Origin of the sequence: Polyangium sp. y55x31 (assembly GCF_029946505.1) — a bacterium.
Classification (GTDB): Bacteria; Myxococcota_A; Polyangia; order Polyangiales; family Polyangiaceae; genus Polyangium.
Map to the genome: position 1 here is coordinate 141,949 of NZ_JARZHG010000026.1, position 21,081 is coordinate 163,029.

Genomic DNA, 21,081 nt, shown 5'->3' on the forward strand with positions numbered 1-21,081 from the left:
ATATTTGTACGCTTTGACGGCCCGGATACAACATGGCCCCATGAAGGACTGGAATACCTGGACCATGGAAGCCGATCGGGGGCTCGAGCTCCGGACGCATAAAATTCGCGTCGAGGTGAGCCGAGGGCCCATGGCAGGGCTCGTCACCGAAGTGCTCGGGCCGGAGGTGCGGGTCGGGAGCGGGAAGGATTGTGATCTCGTTCTCGATGATCCGACCGTCAGCAGGCACCACCTGCTTCTCCGTATCGAAGGGGACCTCCTGCGCGTGCTCGACACGACGAGCCGCAATGGAACGACCGTCGACGGCGTGCGGATCCGCGACGCCTACGCCCGGCCCGACTCGACGATCGGGCTCGGCGCCTCGGGGCTGAAGCTACAAATGATGCGCGATGTGGTGGCGCTGCCGCTCTCGTCCCGCACGCGCTTCGGTCGCCTCGTCGGCGCGAGCGTGCCGATGCGGCGGCTCTTCGCGCTGCTCGATCGGATCGTGAGCGCCGAGAAGGACACGACCGTGCTCGTCGAGGGGGAGACCGGGACGGGCAAGGAGCTCGTGGCCGCGGCGCTTCACGCCGAGAGCGCGCGGGCGAGAGGTCCGTTCATGGTGTTCGATTGCTCGTCGGTGAGCGCGGGCATGCTGGAGAGCGAGCTCTTCGGGCACAGGCGCGGCAGCTTCACGGGCGCGACCGAGCACCGCGTGGGGAGGTTCGAGGCGGCGCACGGCGGGACGCTCTTCCTCGACGAGATCGGCGAGCTGCCGCTGGAGCTCCAGCCGAAGCTACTCCGCGCCCTGGAGACGCGCACGATCACCCGGATCGGGGAGAACGAGCCGCGGCGGGCCGACGTGCGGATCGTGGCCGCGACGAACCGATCGCTGGCGGCGGAGGTCGAGCGAGGGAGGTTCCGCGAGGATCTCTATTACAGGTTGGCCGTCGTGCTGGTGCGGCTGCCGCCGCTGCGGGAGCGGCTCGACGACATCCCGCTGCTCGTGCGGCATTTCGAGAAGGAATGGCAAGGGCGGGCGGACGCGCCGCCGCTCCTGCCGAACGAGGTGCTCGAGCGGATGAAGGCGCACCCGCGGCCGTGGCCGGGGAACGTGCGGGAGCTCCGGAACAAGGTGGAGATGATGCTCTCGCTCGGGCTCGACGAGCCGCCCTGGGCCGCGGAGGAGACGGAGGAGCCGCCCTCGGCGGTGCTTCCGGTCGTGAACCTCGAGCAGCCGCTCCACGTGGGGCTCGCGCAGCTGGAAAGCGCCTACAAGCGGGCCTATGTGGAGCGCGCGTTGCGGGAGACGGGGTACAACGTGTCCCAGGCCGCGAAGATCGCCGGCGTGGGACGGGCGTTCGTCCAGCGGGTGATGCGAAAACACGGGATCCGATCGAGCGACGACGCAGGCGGATCCGAGGGCGGAGCCGCGCCTCTGCCGGCGCCGGCCCCGGCGCAAGCAAAGCCGCCCGGGCCGGGGCAGGGGCTTTACGAATGGTATCGAAAACATCCGCTCGCGTCGCCGGAAGCGCGCCAGTGGCCTGAAGGGTTGGTCCCCCGAAACGGGACGGGATCGAAGCGCAGGGACGAAGGCGGGCGTTGAACCGCGGTCAGTTCGGGTTCATCATGACCGCATATGAGGGGGCCTTCGGATCTCACGGAGCATGAGCACGGCCTCATGCTGGACCTCGTCGCCGAGCTCGGCGGATCCCTCGATTTGCACGAGGTGCTCGGCCGCGGCTACGGTCTGCTCTCGCAACTCGTGTCCGCGGATCACGGTGCGCTCTGCGTGAGCCGGCCCGAGGGGCACGCCGTCTACGACTGGGCCGTCGCCGAGATGCCCGAGAGGTTTTTCCAGGGATACGCGGAGATGGTCCCGCACGACTTCGTCCGGATCGCCGTGGCCGAACGTCCGAACGAGGTGCTGCGCGACACCGAGATGCTGCCGCGCGCGGCGATGGAGCGGAGCTACCTCTACAACCACTGCCGCGACATCGGCATGCGGCTCGAGCACGTGATGGCCGTCATGCTCTGCGATGATCCCTCCTGGCACGGCGGGCTCATCCTCTACCGGGACAAGCGGATCGCATTCTCGGATCACGAGCGCCTGATCCTGCAGAAGATCTCCCGCCATTTCACGAACGCCGTGAAGAACTGCCGGCTCTTCGGGGCGATGGCGAAGCGCGCGTCGCTGCTCGACGCGGTGCTCGCCGGGATGGGGCGCGAGGCCATCGTGTTCAACGCGTCGGGCGCGGAGATTGCGCGGACGGCGAACGCGGAAAAGATGCTCCGGGCCTGGTTCGACCCGACCGAGCTCGGCCCGGGCGGGCTCCCCGAGCCGCTCGCCACGAGCCTCGCGACCATCGTGAGGAACCCCCACACGCTCGCCGAGGTTTGTTGGCGCGAGGGCCCGCATGCCGAGCTGAAGGTCTCCATCCAGAAGCTCCCGGGCATCGACGGCGCGGCTTTCGTGATGCTGTTCGAAGAGGTCCCGCGGCTCGTGCCCATCCCCCTCGCATGGCCGAAGCTCCTTTCGTCCGCGGAGATCAAGGTGGCCGAGCGCGTGTGCTGGGACAACGCGTTCATCGCCTCCGAGCTCGGCATCACGGAGCTCACGGTGAAGAAACATTTCTCGAACATCTTCGACAAGCTCGGCATCCCGAACCGCGCCGCGCTCATCCATACGGCGTGGCGGCAACGTTGAACGTCGGCTCCTCCCCCGAGAACATCCCCAGATAAAGCGCCGCGGTCACGGCGGCCGAGAGCGTGATGGCGCGGCGGTCCTCGGCGGACTCGATGCGGTCGAAGAGGCCCCGCAGCACCTCGGTGTGCCCCTCGTCGGCCTCGGCGTGGCCCGAGAGGAAGCGGACGGCGCGCTCGATGCCGGGGATCCGTCGCCGCGCGACGAGGTGCGCCACGGTGGCGCCGGCGCGGGCCTGGGAGAGGGCTTCGAGGACGTAGGCCGTGCCGAGGAAGGCGAGGGGCGAGCCGGCTTCGACCTGGAATCGGTTCCAGGCGATGTAGGCGGCGACGGCGGGGCAGGGCGACGTCGGCGCGGCCGGGTTCTCGGCGCGGCCGATCGCTCGGAGATCTTCGAGGACCCAGAGGTCGTGCCCCTGCTCCTCGTCGGCTTTTTGCAAGAAGAGCCGCGCGAGCTCGGGGGCCTTGCCCGCGCGCGCGAGCCGCTCGCCGGCGCGGCGGAGCAAGGGGCGGGTGTGTCGGACATAAAGATGGGTTTGTCGGAGGAAGGCCGCGTATTCGTCGGTGTCGAGGTCGCCTTCGAGCAGGCGGCGGGCCGTCGGGTGCGTGTCGAGGGCTGCGAGCAGGTCCGAGATGGTGGTGTCGAGCGTTTCGACGAGGGCGTTCATGGTCATGGGCTCCTTTCAATCAGGCGGCAATCGAGCCCAGATCGGGGATGACGGGAGGCTTCGCGCGCTGAACGGTGCGCTGCTCGGCGACCGACGCGAGGAGCGGGAGGGCGCACATGCGGAAGCGGGCGTCGTAGACCGGAGGGCCCACGAAGCGGGCGCGCATGCGGCGGGCGTACATGTCGAGCGTGCGCGGGAGCCGCGAGCGCGCGGGGGATTTCGTGGCCTCGGTGCGCGCCTGGTCGTCGAAGAACGGGCGCCTGGGCGCGGCGGGGGCGGGCGAAGGGAGGCGCGGGGCGAGGGATAGGTCGTTCCGGACGAACCCGCGCTCGCGGGCGACGTGCTGGATGAGGCGGGCGTCCTCGATGCCATCGGTCTCGGTGTTTGCCGTGGCAACCCAGTGGCCGACGCCGAGGACGCGGCTCAGGTGGACGGCGGCGGCGTGGAGCTCGGCGACGGCCATGGAGTGTCTATGGGTGGCGAGGACGCAATACCGCGATGTCTCGGCGAGGCGGAGGCCGGCGGCGGCGAGGGGGGCGAGGTCGAACTGCGACTCGACGGAGAGGCCGAAGGCGGTGCCGTTCGTGGCGGCGACTTCGGGGTTCGGAAGGAGCAGGCGGAGGGTGCCGACGGCGATGTCACCGTCGTAGGCGATGAGGTGAAGGGTCGTGGGCAGGGTATCGAAGGGATCGAGCTCGCGGGGGACCGCGTGGTCTTTCGTGTCGAGGTAGCCGAGCTCGCGGGCGAAGACGTCGAAACGGACGCGGACGGCGTCGTCGAGGTGTCTCTGGGTTTCGGCGATGATGCAGCGAATGTCCGACATGATGTCCTCCGGCGGCGCGAGCAGGAAATCGGCTCGGTCGCTGGAGAGGCACCGATTGCAGGTGACGTGCCGGGAGGGAGGGGCGATTTTCAGGCCGAACTTCGAGGGAACGGGGCGCGCGGTGGATCCGGATGGATGCAGCGTCGTCGAGAAATGAGGACGAGGTGGATCCGGGCGCATGCAGCACCTTGGGGGGTGCAGCCCTCGGTTCACTTGCCCAACCCGTGCATACCGGCGCTGCGCGGATCGCGCAACGAAACGCGCGATGATCGAGAAAGCTCGGCCACGACGGATGCTCCCCGCTCGGCGCGCGTGGCGGGTACGTGAAGCGTCCGTCCGTGGAACATGCGGGCCGAGGCGCTCGTCGCCGTCCGGGTCCTGGGAGCATCGGGCCCGGCGCCCGTGCTCGGCGCGGTTCGTCATAGCCCCCGCGAGCGGGTCTCTCCTGACGAATCCACTCCCTCGCCCTTCTGATTCGCGTTTTCGATTCCTCGGAATGCCTGGCCGGTATCCTTCCGTGCAGCAAGAAACGCGCGCAACCGACTTCGTGGCACCGGCTTTGCTCCGCGAACCGCGCCGTACCTTTCCTGCGCAGGGGCCATTGACGAACCAGCGAACGGTATGCGTCGAGGGCATGGCCCCCTCCACGCCATTTTTCAGCTCGAAGCCGGTCATCCAATCCAAAGGAGAACAAGCACCGTGATTGTCCTTAAGATGGTGAAGAAACGCGTGGCGCTGCTCGCGTCCGCAGCGGTGTTTCTATCGAGCGGGACGGCCCTTGCCCAGGACATCGCCGCCCTCGAGGAGCTTGGCAAGCGTGTCTTCTTCGACAACATCTCGAGCCCGAAGCGCCAGGGGTGCCATACCTGTCACGAAGCCGCGAATGGCTGGACGGGCGCAGTCGCCGGCATCAACAAGAATGGCGTGGCCATCCCCGGTGCGAATCCCAGAGCGGTCGGGCAGCGCAAGCCTCCCAGCAACGCATATGCGAGCTTCAGCCCGGTGTTCGGCGAAACGCCGAAGACCGTCACCGTCCCCCTGATTTCTCCCGTCCTCGCGTGCGCCCTCGGCATCATGCCTTTTTGCACCGGGGGCACCTTCTGGGATGGGCGCGCCGAAGGCAGGGCGCCTCTCGTGGCGCCTCCGACCTTCACGGGCGCGGGGGCGACGGCGCACGTGGGCACGGAAATCTTCAACGGCAATGCGGCCCTCGTGGCCGCGTATGGCCCCTTCATCGGGCCGCTCGCGGATCAGGCGCTCGGGCCCTTTCCGAACGACGTCGAGCAGAACGTTCCCGACGGCGGCGATCACGGCTTGCCCGGCGCGGAGGCTGTTTGCCTGCACGTCAAGTCGGCCCAATACGCGGAGCTCTACACGAAGGCCTGGGGCGAGCCGATCAACTGCGCCGATCCGGCCATCGGCTTCAAGCGTGTCGCGCTCGCGATCTCGTCCTGGCAGCATTCCTCCGAGGTCAACTCGTTCAGCTCCCGGCGCGACCAGGGGAACAAGGTCCTCGATGCCCAGGGCAACCTGGTCCTCGCGCTCCCGTTCTCCAACCTGACGCCCGAGGAGAACCTGGGGCACGATCTTTTTTATGGCCGCAATGACTCGGGGCTGAACCCCGGCCTGAAGAACGCGAGCTGCGCGCGGTGCCACAACAGCCACAATTCGACGTTCCTCGGGGCCGTCCTGGGCTCCAAGGGCGACGAGCCGAACCAGGTGTACAGCGACTTCGCTTATCACCACATCGGCGTTCCGGCGAACTGGGAGGCCGAGAACTTCGATCCGGACAATGGGGACGCCGGGATCCTCGGGCACGCGGATCCCAGCGCCGTGTTCGACTCGGCGAACCCGAACGCGACGCCCCTCGCCGGCCATTACAAGACCCCGACGCTGCGCAACGTCGACAAGCGCCGCGGCAACGGGTTCACCAAGGCCTACATGCACAATGGCTACTTCAAGAGCCTCGAGCAGGTGGTCCACTTCTACAATACGTCGATCCTGCTCAGGGACGACGTGAACTGCCCGCCCGGGACGACGGCGGACGAGGCGATGGAGAGGGGGTGCTGGCCGGCCGCGGAGTTCGATACCCCGAATCAGGCCGGCTTGCTGGGCCTGATCGGGAACCTGAGGCTCACGGCGGAGGAAGAAGCGGCGCTCGTGGCGTACATGAAGACGCTCACCGACACGGTGACCCCGACGCAGCCGCTGCCCTACATGGGTAACTGAGATTCACGGCTCCGGAGACTTCGGATGCGCGAGCAGCCACTCCACGACCTTCGGGGCGAAATTCGGCCCGAGCCCCGGGACGTGCGTCCCGCCGTCGATGGACCAGAGCTCCGCCGCGCCGCCCGCCTTGCAGCCCGTCGTGTATTTCGAGACGCTGGTCTCGGCGCCTTCGATCGTCGCGTCGAGGTCGAGCGCTTCGCCGGCGGACGGCGTGAGCGCGCAGCCGTTCTTTTGCGCCCATGATTCGGTCGTCGCGACGGCGCCAGGATAACTCACGCCCATGATCGTCTCGCCGTCGTAGAGCACGGTGTCGTCCGCCGTGCCGTGGATCTGCAGCACCGCGACGGGGTTTTCCGCGGCACATTTCGTCGGATCGTTCCAGGTCGCGCCCGCGAGGCTCGCGATGCCGGCGACGAGGTCCGAGCGGTCGCAGGCCATCCGGTGCGACATGTAGCCGCCATTCGAGTGACCCACGAAATACACCCGCTTCGGGTCGACCTTGTAATGCTCTCCGATCTCGGTGACGAGCCCCGAGAGGTAAGCGACGTCGTCGACGCCCACGCCGCCGAAATCGCAGCAGGCGTCCGTCGCGTTCCAGAAGCGCTTCGACTCCGCGTCGGGCGTACCGTCCGGGTGCGCATACAAAAAGCCGTGTTTGTCCGCCTGGGGCTTCAATTGAAACAAGAGCTCCTGGACGAAGCCGGAGGCGCCGTAGCCGTGGAGCAGAATGACGAGCGGGGAGGGTTTGGCCGGGTCGAGGCCGGGAGGGACGTGGACGGTGACGGGGCGATCGCCGCCGACGATGAGCTCGCTGGGCTCCTCGCCGCCGGCGCCCCCGGCGCCACCCGTGCCTCCGGAGCCGGCGGCGCCGCTCGACCCAGCGGGATTCGAGGCGCAGGCCAAAGCAAATACGAACGGTATGGATGCGAGGGCAAGGGAGGGGTAGAAGCGCGTCATGGCGCGAGCTTACCGCACGTTCCGTCGGATCTCCTCGGTGTTCCTCCTCGCGGGGGCCACGCTCGCCGCGGCGCCCGCCCTGGGCGCGCCGCCGAAGACCGGCCCGAAAGCGGCGCTATCGGCCGCGGATCAGGCGGCGCTGAAGGAGTCGCAGGAGCTCGTCGTCGAGGCGCAGCGGCTGCTCGAAAAGAAGCAATACGACGCCGCGCTCGCGCCGGCGCTGAAGGCCCTCGCGATCCGGGAGAAGATCGATCCCGAGAGCGTCTGGGTGAAGATGAGCCTGCGCCAGGTGGCGGAGATTCACGGGGGGAAGAAGCAGTTTGCCCGCGCCGTGCCCTACTGGGAGAAGCTGCTCGCGCTCGTCGAGAAGAAACCGGACAACGACGCAGATCTCCGCTATCGCATCCACGAGCTCGCGGAGGCGCTGCAAGGCGCAGGCGAGCACGCGCGCGCCCTCAAGCTGTTCGAGCGCGAGATCGCCATCAGCGTGAAGTCGAGCCGCGGCGTCGAGGGCGAGGACGTGATCCGGCCGCTCGCGGCGATGGCGGAGTCGTTGAAGGCGCTCCGGCAGTACGACGAGGCCGAGGCCAAGCTGCTCCGCGCGATCAAGATCTGCGAGGACGTCACGCGGAGCCGAAAGCCGTACCCGTATCTGATGGTGAACCTCGGCCGGCTGTACCACGAGACCGGGCGGTACACGCGGGCCGAGCCGGTGCGCGCGCAGGCCGTCGAGCTGCGGGCGGACGTGGGAGGATTCCGGTTCAACGCCACGGAGGAGATGGGCCACCTCGCGCAGACGCGGATGGCGCTGCAGGATTATCCGGGCGCGCAGATCGTCCTCGACGAGATCGTGGCGATCATGCAGGAACGCGGCGGGGAAGCGAGCCTCGGTTACGCGAACGCGCTCGTGATGCGCGCCGTGCTCGACGTGGAGACCGGCGCGTACGATCAGGCCGAGCCGCGGCTCTCGCGCGCGCAGGCGATCCTCGACAAGAGCGCCGAAAAAGGGGACGACGCGGCGGCTCTGCGAGTCGTCTTGCAGTGGATCCTCGGGCGCATCGCGACGCAGAAGGGAGATTTTTCCCGCGCGGAGACGTGGCTTTCGCGCACGCTCGCCCATTACGAGAAGACGAGCGGGCCAAAGGACGAATCCGTGGCCGAGGTGGCGGCGAACCTCGCCGATCTTTACCGGCGCGCGCAGAAGCTCGACAAGGCCGAGGTCCACGCCACGCGGGCGCTCGGGATCTACGACGAGCTGCTCCCGCCGATGCACCCGGATCGCGCCGAGTCGCGGGCGATCCTCGGGCGCATCCGCGAGATGCGCGGGGACGCGGCGGGCGCGAAGAAGCTCCACGACGAGGCACTCGCGGCGCGTGAAAAAACGTTCGGCAAGGAGCACCCGTTCGTCGCGTCGTCGCTGCTCGATCTCGCGGATCTCGCGCGGCGGCAGAAAAACGCGGGCGAGGCAGAGCCGCTGTACAAGCGGGCGATCGCCATCTTCGAGAAGACGTTCGGAGGCCAGCACGAGAAGGTGGCGGCGTCGCTCGAAGGGCTCGCCGCGCTTTACGTGGACGCGGGCAAGCTCGATCTCGCGCAGCGGGCGGCGGGGCACGCGGCCGAGATCCGCGAGAGGCAGGCGGCGCTCGTGATCGCGGGTGGATCCGAGGCGCAGAAGCGCGCGTTCGTAGCGACGATGCGCACGGGGACCGATTTCCTCACGAGCCTGCACGCGCGGACGATGCCCGCGGACGCAGAGGCGAGGAAGCTCGCGCTGACCACGATCTTGCAGCGAAAAGGGCGCGTGCTCGACGTCATGGCGAGCTCGCTCGCGGCGCTGCGGCGCAAGCTCGGTCCCGAGGAGGCGAAGCTCGCGGACGAGCTCGCGGCGGCCCGGAGCGAGGTCGCGCGGCTCGCGATGCGCGGGCCCGCCGGCCAGCTCCTCGAGGAGTTCAAGGCGGATCTCGCGCAGCGCGAGGAGAAGGCGCGGGCGATCGAGGAGAAGATGGGCGGGCGGAGCGACGTGTTCCGCGCCGAGGAGACACCCGTCACGATCGAGCGCGTACAAGCGCAGGTGCCCGCGGGGACGGCGCTCGTGGAGATCTCGCTCTACGTGCCGCGGCGCTCGGCCGACGTGGACATGCCGAGCCGCGAGGGGCCGCCGCGGTTCGCGGCGTACGTGCTCGATGCGTCGGGGAAGGTGAGCTTCGTGGATCTCGGCGAGAGCGGGCCGATCGAGGCGGCGACGAAGGCGCTGCGCGAGACGCTCACGTCGTCGCTCGACCAGGATCCGAAGCCGCCGGCGCGGACGCTCGACGGGCTCGTCATGCAGAAGATCCGGCCGCTCCTCGGGGGAAAAACCAAGCTCATGATCGCGGCCGACGGCGCGCTCTCGCTCGTGCCGTTCGCGGCGCTCGTCGACGAGGAGGGGCGATATCTGGTCGAGCGGTTCGAGATCTCGTACCTCACGAGCGGGCGGGATCTCTTGCGGCTCGCGCGGACGGCGCCGCCGGGGCGAGGCGCGCTCGTCCTGGCAAACCCCGCGTTCGGCCAGCGCGCGCAGGGGGAGAGCGCGCTCGTGATGCTGGAGGACAAACCCGACGCGAAGACGCGGGGCCTCGACAAGGCGTATTTCGAGCCGCTGCCGGCGACCGCGGTCGAGGCACGCGCGCTCGCCCCGATCCTGCCGGGCGCCGCGGTGCACGTGGACCTCGAGGCGACGGAGTCGACGCTGAAGACGGCGCGCGCGCCGCGGATCGTGCACGTGGCGACGCACGGGTTTTTCCTGGCTGCGAAGGGCGTGGCGGCGCGCGCGGCGGCGCAAGGCGAACGTGGGCTCGAGCTCGAACCGGCGCCGGACTGGCTGCCGGATGATCCGCTGCTCCGCTCGGGGCTCGCGTTCGCGGGGGCGAACGCGAAGAAGGGCGGCGGCGGCGAGGACGGGATCCTCACGGCGCTCGAAGCGAGCTCGCTCGATCTTTGGGGCACCAAGCTCGTCGTGCTCTCGGCGTGCGAGACGGGCCTCGGCGACGTGCAGCGCGGCGAGGGCGTGTATGGCCTGCGGCGCGCGCTCTTCGTGGCCGGCGCCGAGGCGCTCGTCGCGAGCTTGTGGAAGGTCGCGGACGAGGAGACGCAGCGGCTCATGGTGGACTATTACCAGCGCGTCACGAAGGGCAGCGGCCGCAGCACCGCGCTCCGCGACGTGCAGCTCGCCATGCTCGCCGACGAGCCCACGTCGCACCCGTACTTCTGGGCGAGCTTCGGCGTGTTCGGGGATCCGTCGCCGATGGGCCCGGAGATCAAGGTCGAGGGCGATCATCGAACGCCCCACGAAGAGCCGCGGATCCTGCCCGTGAAACCCGGCCCGCGCGGGTGCGCGTGCAGCTTCCCGGAACCCACGAGGGAAGAGCCTCTCGTGCTCGTGAGTTTGTTCGGGGTCCTCGCGCTCGTCGCGCGGCGGCGGAAGGGGTGATAGGGTCGCGCCATGCTGGCCATCGAGGCCCGGGGGCTTCGGAAAACGTACGGCGGGGGTTTTCCACGGGGCGCGGAAAAGGAGGCGCTCGCGGGGCTCGATCTCGTGATCTCCGAGGGCGCGGCGTTTGGCCTGATCGGGCTCAATGGCGCGGGAAAAACCACGTTCATCAAGGCGCTGCTCGGCGTCGTGCGGCCGAGCGCGGGCGTCGTGCGGGTCCTCGGCAAGGACCCGGAGGACCCGGCCGCGCGCGCCCAGATCGGGTATCTGCCGGAGCGGCTCTTTTTGCCGCACGCGTTCACGCCCGTGCAATTCCTGGAGAGCGTGGCGCGATTGAAAGGGATCCCGCGCGCCGACGACGAGGTGCGGCGGCAGATCGGTCGGGTGGGGCTCTCCGGCGACGAGGGGCGCCGGATCGGGGGTTTTTCCAAGGGAATGCGGCAGCGGCTCGGGCTCGCGGCGGCGCTGCTCGGCGGGCCGATGCTGCTCGTGCTCGATGAGCCGACGGACGGCGTCGATCCGCTCGGCCGGGCGGAGATCCGCCGGATCCTCGCGGAGGAGCGGGCGCGGGGGGCGACGCTGTTTCTGAATTCGCACCTGCTCTCGGAGACGGAGCGCATCTGCGATCGGATCGGCATTCTCTCGGGCGGGCGGCTCCTCCGGGAAGGGCCGATCGAGGCGCTTTGCGGGAGCGAGACGCGGTATCGCGTGCGGTTTGCCCCGCCTCTCGACGCCGCGGCGCTCCAGGCGCTCGGCTTTCGGCCGGCGGAGGGGGAGGGCGTGTTCGTCGTGGATGCGGCGGATCCTACGGCGTTGAACGATCTGCTCGATCGAGCGCGGGGCACCGGGGCGCGGCTCGTGGGGCTCACGCACGACGTGCGGGATCTCGAGGATGTGCTGGCGGAGGCGCTCGGCCACGGAGGGGAGCGGGGACACGCGTGAAATCGTTTGTCGTGGCCAGAGATCTCCTGCGCGAGGCGGCGTCGCGGCGCTGGTTCCTCGCGCTCGGTCTGGGGATCACCCTGGGGCTCGTGGTGATCGGTTTGTCCTTGCGGATGGATGTCGTCGACGGGGCGCTCGCGGCGACGCGGTTTTTCGGCAAATCGGTGAACACGCAGATCCGCGCGGCCGACGTGGCCCTGCGGCCGGTGTTCATCGCGTCGTCGTATCTGATTTTTTATGGGGGCCTGCTCTTCGGCGTGGTCGCGTGCGCCGATTTCGGCCCGAGCCTGCTCGCGCCGGGGCGGATCGAGCACCTCCTTTCCTTGCCGGTGCGGCGGTTCGAGCTCATCGTGGGTACGTTCCTCGGCGTGCTCGCGCTCGCGCTGCTCGGGGCACTTTATGGAGCGGGCGGGCTCGTCTTGATCTTCGGCGTGAAGACGGGCGTGTATTCTGGAAGGCTCATCGTCTCGGCATTGCTCGCCAGCGTCACGTTTTCGGCCATTTACGGGGCGATGTTGACGGTCGCGATCGCGGCTCGCAGCGCGGCGCTCTCGGCGGCGTCCGGGGGCGCTCTGGTCCTGCTCGGGATCGTGGCCGGGGAGCGGGAGCGGATCGCGGAGTTTTTTGATCCGGGGATCTCGCGCTCGATCTTTCGAGGGCTCACCCTGTTTTTGCCGCGGGTCTCGTCGCTCGCGCGTTCGGCCGCGGATATCGCGGGCTCCGAGCCCGTGGATGCGGCCGCGCTGACGAGCTTGCTCCTCGGGCTCGTGGTCTTCGGCCTCGCGGCGCTCTCGCTCGGCATTCATCTCTTCGAACGGAAGGATTTCTGATGAGGATGAGACGGGTGGCCTGGCTCGTCGCGTTCGCCGCGCTCCTCGGGCTGTCGGCGTTCTTGATGTCGCGGGGGGACAAACCCAAGAAGCCCGAGCGGGTGCTCAAAGCCGAGTTTCCGCGGTTCCCGAAGCCCTGGGAAGAGGAGCGCAACCGGAAACGGAGGACCTTGCCGCCCGCGGCGCCGAAGCCCGGGGAGGAGGAGGGCGTCCAGCGGAAGCGGGATCCGCTGCTCGTGGCGCTGCCGACCGAGAAGGGCAAGAGCTCGGTGGTGTTCGAGGTCTCGGCGCTGAAGGAGTCGCCGATCGGGCAGATCTGGCTCGATTGCATGCTGGACGAGCAAGCCGAGAATCAGCGCCGCGGGCGCGGCCGGGACATGTTCAAGGAGCAGTTCGGGATCGACCTTTTGAAGGACGTCGATCGGATCGCGATGTCGTCGAGCAAGGTGGCGATCCTGTCGGTCGCGGAGGGCGCGGCGAAGTTCGACAGGAGCGGCTGGCCGAAGCGCTCGTTCGGCGAAAAAGGCGCGATCTGGGAGGACGCGGCGGGCCGCGGGGTGTTCGCGACGTGGGGGGACGAGATCGTCCTCGCCGGGGCGAACGTGAAGGAGATCGAGGCGGCGATCGAGAGGCTCGAATCGAAGAGCCCGTCGCGGGAGCAGACGATCCCGGAATGGTCGGTGTACGGCGACATTTTCGGGGTGATCTCGCCCGAGGAGCTCGCGGACATGTTGCCGGCGGAGCAGGGCGAGATCGCCGCGAGGATCCGGGCCGCGATCGACCGCGTGGATCTGCACGTGGACACGTCGGAGGACGTGGCCATCGTGGCGGACGTGAATGGTTCGAACCCGGAGGAAGTGAGGGATCTGGCGAAATCGATGGGCGCGGCCTTGAGCCTGGCGCGCGCCGGCGCCGAGGACGAGGGCGACGACCGGCTGCGGGAGCTGCTCGATTACGCGACGATCAAGCCGCGGGACGGGCGATTCACGCTGGACGTGGCGCTGCCGCTCGACGTGCTCAAGGAAATGGGGCCGTGTCGCAAGCGAGATGCGGCGCCGCCGTCCCCTGCATCATCGCAGTGAGCGGAAGGGCGACCAGGAGGTGCACCGTCCACCGTCGCGGATGGTGATTTCCTGGCGGCGCGCGGAGGGCGTGAGCGGCGCGCCCTCCAATTCGGCGAGGGCCACGGAGAGCGCGGCCTCGATGACGTCGAGCGCGGCGTTGCTCGGGGCGAGCAGGTGGCCACGAAGGAGGACCGTGGTGGCTTCGCGGCCGAAGACGCAGCCGAGGGCGATCGCGGCTTGCTCGGCGGCCGGCGTATGGCCCGTGAGCTCCTCCGTAGCGTGCTCTTCGAGGAGCGCGCGCTCGAAAAGATCAAAATGGTCCCGGGCCTCGGGGAGCCCTCCGAGGAGCATCAGGGCCTGGGCGCGCAGCTTTCCCTCGGCCGAGGACCGGGCCGTATCCACGAGTGTTTGGACGAGCCCCGCATGGCGGCGACGCGCGAGCATGCCCGTGACGCGTAGGCGCACGAAAGGATCGGGGTCTTCGGCGAGGCGTTCGAGCGAGGCGCGGAAGGCGGGGCGATCCTCGCCGACGGCGTCGAGTACGTCGAGGGCGAGGTAGCGGGCCTCGGGGTCCGGGAAATGCAGCGCGGCGAGGAGCGCGGGCCTGTCACGCGTATCGGGGTTTTTCGCGATCTCGCGGAGGAGCGCGCGGGCGAGGTCGAGGTTTTCCGGAGCGGCGCCGTGCTGTTCGAGATACTCGGCGGCGACGCGCCTCTGGCGTCGATGGAGGACGAGGCCGAGATCGGCGCGTACCATTTCGTGGAGGCGCGCGTGGGCGAGCAGGTCGGCTGCAATCGCGGGGCCCTCCTCGTCCTCGATCAGGAAGGCGATCGCTCCACGATGACGATACAGGTCGCCGAGCTCGTGGAGGGGGACGGCGAGGAGGGCCTTTCGTGCGGCCTCTCGGAGCTCCGCGAGCTTGAAGAAACGCAATAGGTCGCGGCGCGGGAGCAAGAGGGCCGCGGCGGCTTCGGCGCGTGTCTCGTCGTCGAGGCGATCGGCGAGCTCGGGAAAGAAGAGGATCGTATCGAAGAGATTGGCGTCCCGTGGACGGGCGCGGTGATGCGCCGCGAGCACGTCGAGCGCCTCCGGGTAGTCGCCGGCCAGCAAGAGCGAGAGCGAGACGTCCTCTTCGTCGGGCGACCGCTGCGCCACGTCCTCGAGCCAGCGCGAAACGAGCCAGGCTTCGAGCTCCGAGCAAGGTTTGTCCGCGAGCGAGCCCATCGACGCGAGCGCCGCCACGCGCGCCTTCGGGCTCGCCCGATCGAGGCGCGCGAGCAGGTCCGCCCGGCGTGCGCCGCTCCGGGCGAAAGGGACGATCTCGACGAGCGGCGGGGTCGTGCGGAGGCGAGCGCCACACGCGAGTGGCGCGGAGGGTTCGTCCGTGAAGAGCTCATCGAGCAGGCGCGCGAGGGTTTCGTCGGACAAACCTGCCGAGGCCCGCGCGAGGGCGCGGAGCGCGTGGACGCGATGCCAAAAGCGACGCTCGGGATCGGCCGCGATCCGCGTCAGCGCGGCCGCGAGCGACGGCGGCGCGAGGAAGGCCACGAGGCGCGCCGCGTTGTCGCCCACGCGGCCCGGCAGGTCGAGCCACGGGAGGATTCGTTCGCCAACCTCTTCACGAGAGGTCCAGCACAGAGAGGAAACGTCGAACACGCGAGGTGCCTGTGGTCACCGGAGCACCATACCGGGAGCCACCTGGGCCTCGGGCCGGGCTCGATGTTCAGGCGTATCACGGTGCCGGGCGACACGCGAACCCTTGACGCACGAGCGCGTCATGCGTGAGCCGTGCTCGCCAAGGGGTTCGCTTGACGCCCCATGCTCACCCTGGGATCCTCCGGCCATGTCCCGCCGCTTCAACACGGCTGGCCCGAACGATCCGGCGCGCCACCACACGGTCCCCGCGCTGTCCCGTGTCCCCGGCGTCCGGGAAATCATCGAGCAGGGCAGTTACTTCAACCTCCACGCCCCCCGGCAGACCGGGAAGACGACCGCGCTGCTCGACCTCGCCTCCGTGCTGAACCGTGAAGGCAAGTACGTCGCCGCGGTGCTCTCGCTCGAGCCCGGCGCCGCGCTGACGAGCATCGACACGGCCGAGCTCGCGATGCTCGACTCGTGGCGTTACGACCTCGCCGCCTACCTGCCCGCCGACGTCTCGGTCCCGCGCTGGCCCGACGCGCCCCAGGGAAACCGCATCGGCGCCGCGCTCTCGGCGTTCTCCCAGGAGGCGCCGCGGCCGCTCGTCATCCTCCTCGACGGCCTCGACAGCCTTTCGCGCGAGGTGCGCATCTCGCTGGTCCGGCAGATCCGCGCCGGCAAGCCGCGCCGCCCGCGCGCCTTCCCCTGGTCGATCGGCTTCGCCTCGGTCCGCGAGCCCCGCGAGCTCGACGCAGGCCAGGCGCCTTCGAGCACCCGCGGCCCCGCGAGCTCGACCGGCCTCGATGCCGAACTCCTGCCGCTGCAAGGTTTTACGCGCAGCGACGTGGAGACGTTGCTGCAAGGGCTCGAAGAGCGGACGGGGCTCGAGCTCTTGCCCGGCGCGGTCGATCGCGTCCACGAGCTCACCCAGGGACATCCGTTCCTCGTGAACGCGCTCGCGCAGCGGATCATCGAGGGCTCGGACGGTCGCAAGGGCCCGCTGACGGCGGTGGACATCGAGCGGGCGAAGGATCTCTTGCTCGACCGGCGCGGCGGCCTGCTCGATGAGATCGGCGATCGCATGCGCGACGCAAAACTGCGGGCGGCGCTCGAGCAGATCCTCGCGGAAGCGCCACGCGAGCCGGCGGCCGAGGACTTGCGGGTCGGCTTTGATCTCGGGCTCGTGAAGCGCCTGCCCGATGGAACCATCGCCCTGGCGAACCCGATCTTCCACGCGCTCGTCGCGCGCCTCCTGCCGGGCGCGGTGCGATCGGTGTTCCCGGTCGGACAGCCCGCGTGGGTCGGGCCCGATGGGCGGCTCGACGCGGACCGGCTGCTCGAAGCGTTCCTCGATTTCTGGCGGCGTCACGGCGACGCGCTCTTCTCCAGCGCGCCTTACGGCGAGCTCTCGCCGCTCGTGCTCACGGCGTTCTTGAACCGCGTCGTGAAGAGCGGCGGTCTCATCGAGCGGGTCTACGCGATCGGCCGCGGCCGCATGGACGTGTGCATCCGTCAGGGCGGGGCCGCGGTCGCGCTCGTGGTGAAGGTGCGTCGTGATCGCGACCCGGATCCGATCCCCGAGGGGCTCGTGCAGGTCGACGAGGCGCTCGCGCGGCTCGGCATCGACAACGGCTGGCTCGTGGTGTTCGATCGGCGCAAGGGCGTCTCGCCCGTCTCGCAGCGGCTCGGCGCCGCGAAAGAGAAGACGCCTGCCGGACGCGAGATCGTGCTCGTCCGGGCGTGATCCGTCGCCGAGGTTTTCTCGTCTCAGGATTTGAAGCGCAGGAAGTCGCCGAGGATCGCGGCGAACTCGTGCGGGCGCTCGACGAAGGGCGACGGGCCCGCGTCGGGCATCTCGGCGACGACGACACGCGCCTCGGCGAGGCGCGAGAGCGATCGTTGCGAGACCGCGCCGCGGCTGCCCGTGACGAAGAGCGCCGGCACGGACAGACGCGCGAGCCGCCACGCGAGCGAGCCCTCCTCGGCGAGCGTCACGAGCTCACGTCCCCACGCGTGAAGCAGGCGCGCGTCGCAGGGAACGCGGCCCGGATCCTCGGCCGTCGTCGTGCCCCGCGAGGCGCGCCTCACCGCGTCGCGCAGCGCGCTGATCCCCGGTCCGCCGAGGTCGGCGAGGGTCAGCTCCGCGGCGGGACGGAAGCTCGCGCAGTCGTCGATGGTCTTCGGGCCGTCGATGTCCACGACGGCGCGGACGAGGCCCGGGTGGCGCTCGGCGATGAGCATGGCGAGCGTCCCGCCGAGGCCGTGTCCGATGAGCCCGACGCGCTCGCCGAAGCGACTCGCGAGCCATCGGGCGAAGTGATCGGCGAACGCCGTGAGCGGCGCGGGCCGCGGGGCCGGGATGCTCCGGCCGTGCCCGGGAAGATCGGGCACGACGTGCCTGTGCGAGGCGAGCCGCGCGTGCAGCGCGACCGCCTCGAACACGAGCCCGTGTCCGGCGAGCCCGTGCAGGTACACGAGCGGGGTGCCCCGCGCGGACGGGTGATAATCCCGGACGAACATCCCTGCATCCACCCCGTGCGCCACATCGACCGACAACATCCGTCCCCCTCCTCGAACGCAGCGGTCGGCCCCGAGCCCTCCCCAGGAAAGCCCCGAACCGGTCCGCCCGAACCACCGACTTCTCGTCTTGCCCGATCCCTGCCTGGCCGGAAGGCCCACGGGTCCTCCGGCTCGTTCGCGCTTTCCCAATGGATGCGCGAGGTGGCTCTCCGGGCGCGCACCTGTCGCCGAAAGCCGCAGGAAAGCGCGGTCGGATCGGGACGTACGGGGCGGCGTTTCGGCCCTGCGCGGAAGTTTGTCTAGGAAAACCAGTCCGTGCGCGACTTTGGGTACCGTGCCCACATGCCGCGACGACGCGAGCCCGATCCGTTTGCTCTCCAAGTTGGTGTCCGCATCAGGCAGCTCCGCGAGGAGCAGGGCCTCACGATGGAGAAGCTCGCCTTCGAGAGCGAGCTCGGCTCGAAGGGACACCTGTCGAACCTGGAGCGAGGGCTCGCGAGGCCCACGATCCACACGCTGAAGGTCCTCGCGGAGCGGCTGGAGGTCGACGTGCTCGACCTCCTCACGTTCCCCGATCAAGGCGATCGTCAGAAGCTCGTGGACCTGACGCGCCACCTCGGACGCGGGACGATCCGCAAGCTGCTCAAGGACATCTTGCAGGACATGGGGCCGCTCGAGTCCACGAAGGAAGCCGCGGCGCCTCCGCCGAAGAAGGCCGCCAAGCGGAAGAGCGCGCCCGCGAAAGCGCGGAAGAAAAAGCGCTCGTCGTGAGTCCGTAGGTCGTTGCTGCTCAAACGGATTGGTTCTCCCACGGACGATCCTGCGGCCACGCTCTCCGTCAAGCGATCGGCGCTCGTGTCATCGGGGTGCGAAGCGCCGTATCCACTTCCATCCCCGCGTGGGCGTGTGGTGCGTAACGCGCTTCCGAGGATCGGACGATCTGCGTCCGATCCTCGGGCTTTGCTTGCGTCATCGCGCGCTGCGTCGTTACGCTCGTCGACCTCATGCGCTGGAGGAAAGGGACGATGGGGAAGGGCATCCGGCTGCGGAAGTTCGAGCTCAAGAAGACGCTGTTCTTGCTGCCGAACATGATCACGCTGACGAGCATCTTCTGCGGCTTCGACAGCATCCGGACCTCGGCGACGGCGCAAGGCGAGGCGGACTTCTACCGCGCCGCGTTGCTCATCGTCTTCGCGATGTTCTTCGACACGCTCGACGGCCGCGTCGCGCGCGCGACGAAGACGCAGAGCGCGTTTGGTCTCCAGATCGACTCGCTCGCCGACGTGGTGTCGTTCGGCGTGGCGCCGTCGCTCCTGCTCTACCAGTGGACGCTCCACCGGCTCGGCACGCTCGGGCTCGTGGCGTCGTTCATGTTCACGGCGTGCGGCGCGATCCGGCTCGCGCGGTTCAACGTGCTCTCGACCGGCGACGACGGCAAACCTTCGAAGCCCTCGAAGTACATCGTGGGCCTGCCCATCCCGGGCGCCGCGGGCATCCTCGTCTCGCTCGTCGTGGCGAGCCACGCGGCCGGCGGGATCCTCGGGCGCGCCGAGTACACCGTGATGATGCTGTTCGTCACGATCGGTTTGTCGATGCTGATGGTGTCGACGATCCGGTTCCGCTCGTTCAAGGACGTGAAGCTGAACGCGCGGACGGCTCTGCTCGTCGCGTTCATGGTGGGTTCGTCCGTGGCCGTCTCTCTGAAGATGCAGCCGGCGTTCGTGCTCGTGTGGCTGCTCGGCTGCTACGTGACGATGGGGATCCTCGAGTCGCTCTGGCACCTGCCCCGGCGCCTCCGCGCGAGCTTGCTCGCCAGCGATTCGAACCAGCCTCCGCCCGCGGCCTCGGCCTGAACCCCCGGGCGTTCGGAACGGCTTTGACTTTGCGGCAGGGCCGAACCATGTAGACTGCGCGCCGTCCATGAAGAATCGCGTATTTTTCCCGCAGGTCGCGCTCGACGAGTGGCTGGGTGAGGACAGGGTCGACCTCAAGAACGACGAGCTGACGATCAAGAGCGAGGGGCGAAAATACCGCATCATCGAGGCGATCCGCATCCTCAGCGAGGTCAGCGGCTCGCCCGACAGCCACGAGCTGCTCGGCAAGGTGAAGTCCAAGGCGTTCCTCGCCGAGCTCGGCGCGGAGATCCTGGAGACCTCGATGATCCTCGGAGACAACGCGTACGACGTCGTGCCGGGGTTCGTGGGCGCGCCGATCGGGACCTTCGCGGACCACCAGCGCGGCGGGCCCCCGTCGCAGACGCGGAACCTGACGACCGACGAGGATCTGCTCGCGGCCTTCCTCGCCACGAAGCTCTGACCATTCGAGATCCAAGGACGCGCATCGCGCCTGCCGCCGCACCCAAGACGCGCTACCTTCTCCCGCCATGACGCGCGCTCTCTCCACGGGGACGTTCTTCGTGGCCGTGTTGCTCTACGGAGCCGCGAGCGCCCTCTTTTTCCTCGACGTCGCGCGCAAGGAGACGCGGATCGCTGCGTCGATCGGCTCCGTGCCGCCGCCGCGACGCTCGTCGTGGGCCGCGACGAGCCTCGGCGTGGCCGCGGCGTTTCACCTGGCGTACGTGACGTTCGCCAGCCTCGTCGCGCGCGTGTGCCCCGTGAACTCGGTGCATTTCTCGCTCTCCATGGCCTCCATCCTGGCGATCGCCGTGTACCTGCCGGCGCGGCGCCGCTTCCGGATCGACGCGATCGGGGTCTTGCTCGCGCCGCTCGGGCTCGTCTTCGTGCTCGGGACGTATTTCCTCGGCCAGCCGGTGCCCGCGCACACGATAAGCCCCGCGTTCCTCGCGGTGCACGTGCTCGCGAACCTCGCGGGGACGGCGCTGTTCCTGCTCGCGGGCGGCGCGGCGATGCTCTACCTCGTCCAGGAGAAGCGCCTGAAGAAGAAGCGCACGGATCGCCTGCGGATCGGCAACCTGCCTCCGCTCGAGGTCCTCGATCAGGCCGTGCACCGCTTCCTCGTCGCCGGCTTCCCGCTGCTCACGCTCGGCGTGCTCACGGGGACGATCTGGGCGAAGAACCTGGAGAACGGCACCGTGGAGGCGATCCTCCGGGCCGTGCTGGGGTATGCGACGTGGCTCGTGATCGCGGCCGTGCTCATCCTGCGCGCCGCCGCAGGGTGGCGCGGGCGGCGGGCGGCGTACGGGACGATCGCAGGGTTCTGCTGCGTGGCCGCGGTGCTCGTGGTCTACCTCGTGCGGCCCGTGGTCGAGCTCGGCTCGCCGAGGGTCGGAGGCTAGGGC

General features: G+C 69.3%; 17 protein-coding genes. 12 read left to right on the forward strand and 5 right to left on the reverse strand.

Features of this window, described 5'->3' with window-relative positions; genetic code table 11:
- The first annotated feature begins 40 nt into the window (after positions 1–40).
- Together QHF84_RS34185 and QHF84_RS34190 are read left to right on the forward strand one after the other, a co-directional pair.
- The gene (locus QHF84_RS34185) at positions 41–1,585 is read left to right on the forward strand and encodes a sigma 54-interacting transcriptional regulator (RefSeq protein ID WP_281317706.1); all 1,545 of its coding nucleotides are present in this window, start codon (positions 41–43) and stop codon (positions 1,583–1,585) included.
- A 75-nt stretch (positions 1,586–1,660) separates the two neighbouring features.
- Entirely contained in the window at positions 1,661–2,686 is a 1,026-nt protein-coding gene (locus QHF84_RS34190; RefSeq protein WP_281317707.1) for a helix-turn-helix transcriptional regulator, read from the forward strand.
- Here QHF84_RS34190 and QHF84_RS34195 read toward each other — a convergent pair.
- Positions 2,658–3,350, reverse strand: coding sequence for an iron-containing redox enzyme family protein (locus QHF84_RS34195; RefSeq protein ID WP_281317708.1), 693 nt, complete (start codon positions 3,348–3,350; stop codon positions 2,658–2,660). The genes QHF84_RS34190 and QHF84_RS34195 overlap by 29 nt on opposite strands.
- Before the next feature lie 19 nt (positions 3,351–3,369).
- The gene (locus QHF84_RS34200) at positions 3,370–4,173 is read right to left on the reverse strand and encodes a GNAT family N-acetyltransferase (RefSeq protein ID WP_281317709.1); all 804 of its coding nucleotides are present in this window, start codon (positions 4,171–4,173) and stop codon (positions 3,370–3,372) included.
- Positions 4,174–4,872: 699 nt separating this feature from the next.
- On the opposite strand from QHF84_RS34200, the gene QHF84_RS34205 reads away from it, so the two are divergent.
- Positions 4,873–6,402, forward strand: coding sequence for a cytochrome c peroxidase (locus QHF84_RS34205; RefSeq protein ID WP_281317710.1), 1,530 nt, complete (start codon positions 4,873–4,875; stop codon positions 6,400–6,402).
- A gap of 3 nt (positions 6,403–6,405) precedes the next feature.
- Here QHF84_RS34205 and QHF84_RS34210 read toward each other — a convergent pair whose 3' ends face one another.
- Positions 6,406–7,359, reverse strand: a complete 954-nt coding sequence (locus tag QHF84_RS34210; protein WP_281317711.1) for an alpha/beta fold hydrolase — start codon at positions 7,357–7,359, stop codon at positions 6,406–6,408.
- On the opposite strand from QHF84_RS34210, the gene QHF84_RS34215 reads away from it, so the two are divergent.
- From QHF84_RS34215 to QHF84_RS34230, 4 genes are read left to right on the forward strand one after another with little or no spacing between them, the layout of a single operon-like run.
- Positions 7,358–10,828 carry a CHAT domain-containing protein gene (locus tag QHF84_RS34215; RefSeq protein ID WP_281317712.1) on the forward strand — a complete coding sequence of 1,157 codons (3,471 nt, stop codon included), beginning with the start codon at positions 7,358–7,360 and terminating at the stop codon, positions 10,826–10,828. The two genes, QHF84_RS34210 and QHF84_RS34215, sit on opposite strands and share 2 nt — an antisense overlap.
- Before the next feature lie 12 nt (positions 10,829–10,840).
- The gene (locus QHF84_RS34220; RefSeq protein ID WP_281317713.1) at positions 10,841–11,770 is read left to right on the forward strand and encodes an ABC transporter ATP-binding protein; all 930 of its coding nucleotides are present in this window, start codon (positions 10,841–10,843) and stop codon (positions 11,768–11,770) included.
- On the forward strand, positions 11,767–12,600 hold the full coding sequence (locus QHF84_RS34225; RefSeq protein ID WP_281317714.1) for a hypothetical protein: 834 nt from the start codon (positions 11,767–11,769) through the stop codon (positions 12,598–12,600). The genes QHF84_RS34220 and QHF84_RS34225 overlap by 4 nt, the downstream gene beginning before the upstream one ends.
- Complete coding sequence (locus QHF84_RS34230) at positions 12,600–13,682, forward strand: hypothetical protein (protein ID WP_281317715.1); 1,083 nt, start codon at positions 12,600–12,602, stop codon at positions 13,680–13,682. The genes QHF84_RS34225 and QHF84_RS34230 overlap by 1 nt, the downstream gene beginning before the upstream one ends.
- Here QHF84_RS34230 and QHF84_RS34235 read toward each other — a convergent pair.
- The gene (locus QHF84_RS34235) at positions 13,671–15,320 is read right to left on the reverse strand and encodes a HEAT repeat domain-containing protein (RefSeq protein WP_281317716.1); all 1,650 of its coding nucleotides are present in this window, start codon (positions 15,318–15,320) and stop codon (positions 13,671–13,673) included. The genes QHF84_RS34230 and QHF84_RS34235 overlap by 12 nt on opposite strands.
- A 187-nt stretch (positions 15,321–15,507) precedes the next feature.
- Here QHF84_RS34235 and QHF84_RS34240 point away from each other — a divergent pair, with 187 nt between their 5' ends.
- The gene (locus QHF84_RS34240) at positions 15,508–17,046 is read left to right on the forward strand and encodes an ATP-binding protein (RefSeq protein ID WP_281317717.1); all 1,539 of its coding nucleotides are present in this window, start codon (positions 15,508–15,510) and stop codon (positions 17,044–17,046) included.
- A gap of 23 nt (positions 17,047–17,069) precedes the next feature.
- Here QHF84_RS34240 and QHF84_RS34245 read toward each other — a convergent pair whose 3' ends face one another.
- Positions 17,070–17,861, reverse strand: a complete 792-nt coding sequence (locus QHF84_RS34245; protein WP_281317718.1) for an alpha/beta hydrolase — start codon at positions 17,859–17,861, stop codon at positions 17,070–17,072.
- A 303-nt stretch (positions 17,862–18,164) separates the two neighbouring features.
- Here QHF84_RS34245 and QHF84_RS34250 point away from each other — a divergent pair, with 303 nt between their 5' ends.
- The 4 genes from QHF84_RS34250 (at position 18,165) to ccsA (ending at position 21,078) form a co-directional block, all read left to right on the forward strand.
- Positions 18,165–18,593: a helix-turn-helix transcriptional regulator gene (locus QHF84_RS34250; RefSeq protein WP_281317719.1), complete on the forward strand. Its 429-nt coding sequence runs from the start codon at positions 18,165–18,167 to the stop codon at positions 18,591–18,593.
- A 254-nt stretch (positions 18,594–18,847) separates the two neighbouring features.
- A complete protein-coding gene (pssA, locus tag QHF84_RS34255) occupies positions 18,848–19,675 on the forward strand; it encodes a CDP-diacylglycerol--serine O-phosphatidyltransferase (protein ID WP_281317720.1) in 828 nt (275 codons plus the stop codon).
- 67 nt (positions 19,676–19,742) lie between these two features.
- Positions 19,743–20,138 (forward strand): hypothetical protein, encoded by a 396-nt coding sequence (locus tag QHF84_RS34260; RefSeq protein WP_281317721.1) that lies wholly within the window; start codon positions 19,743–19,745, stop codon positions 20,136–20,138.
- Positions 20,139–20,205: 67 nt separating this feature from the next.
- Positions 20,206–21,078, forward strand: a complete 873-nt coding sequence (gene ccsA / locus QHF84_RS34265; protein ID WP_281317722.1) for a cytochrome c biogenesis protein CcsA — start codon at positions 20,206–20,208, stop codon at positions 21,076–21,078.
- The last annotated feature ends 3 nt before the right edge of the window (positions 21,079–21,081 follow it).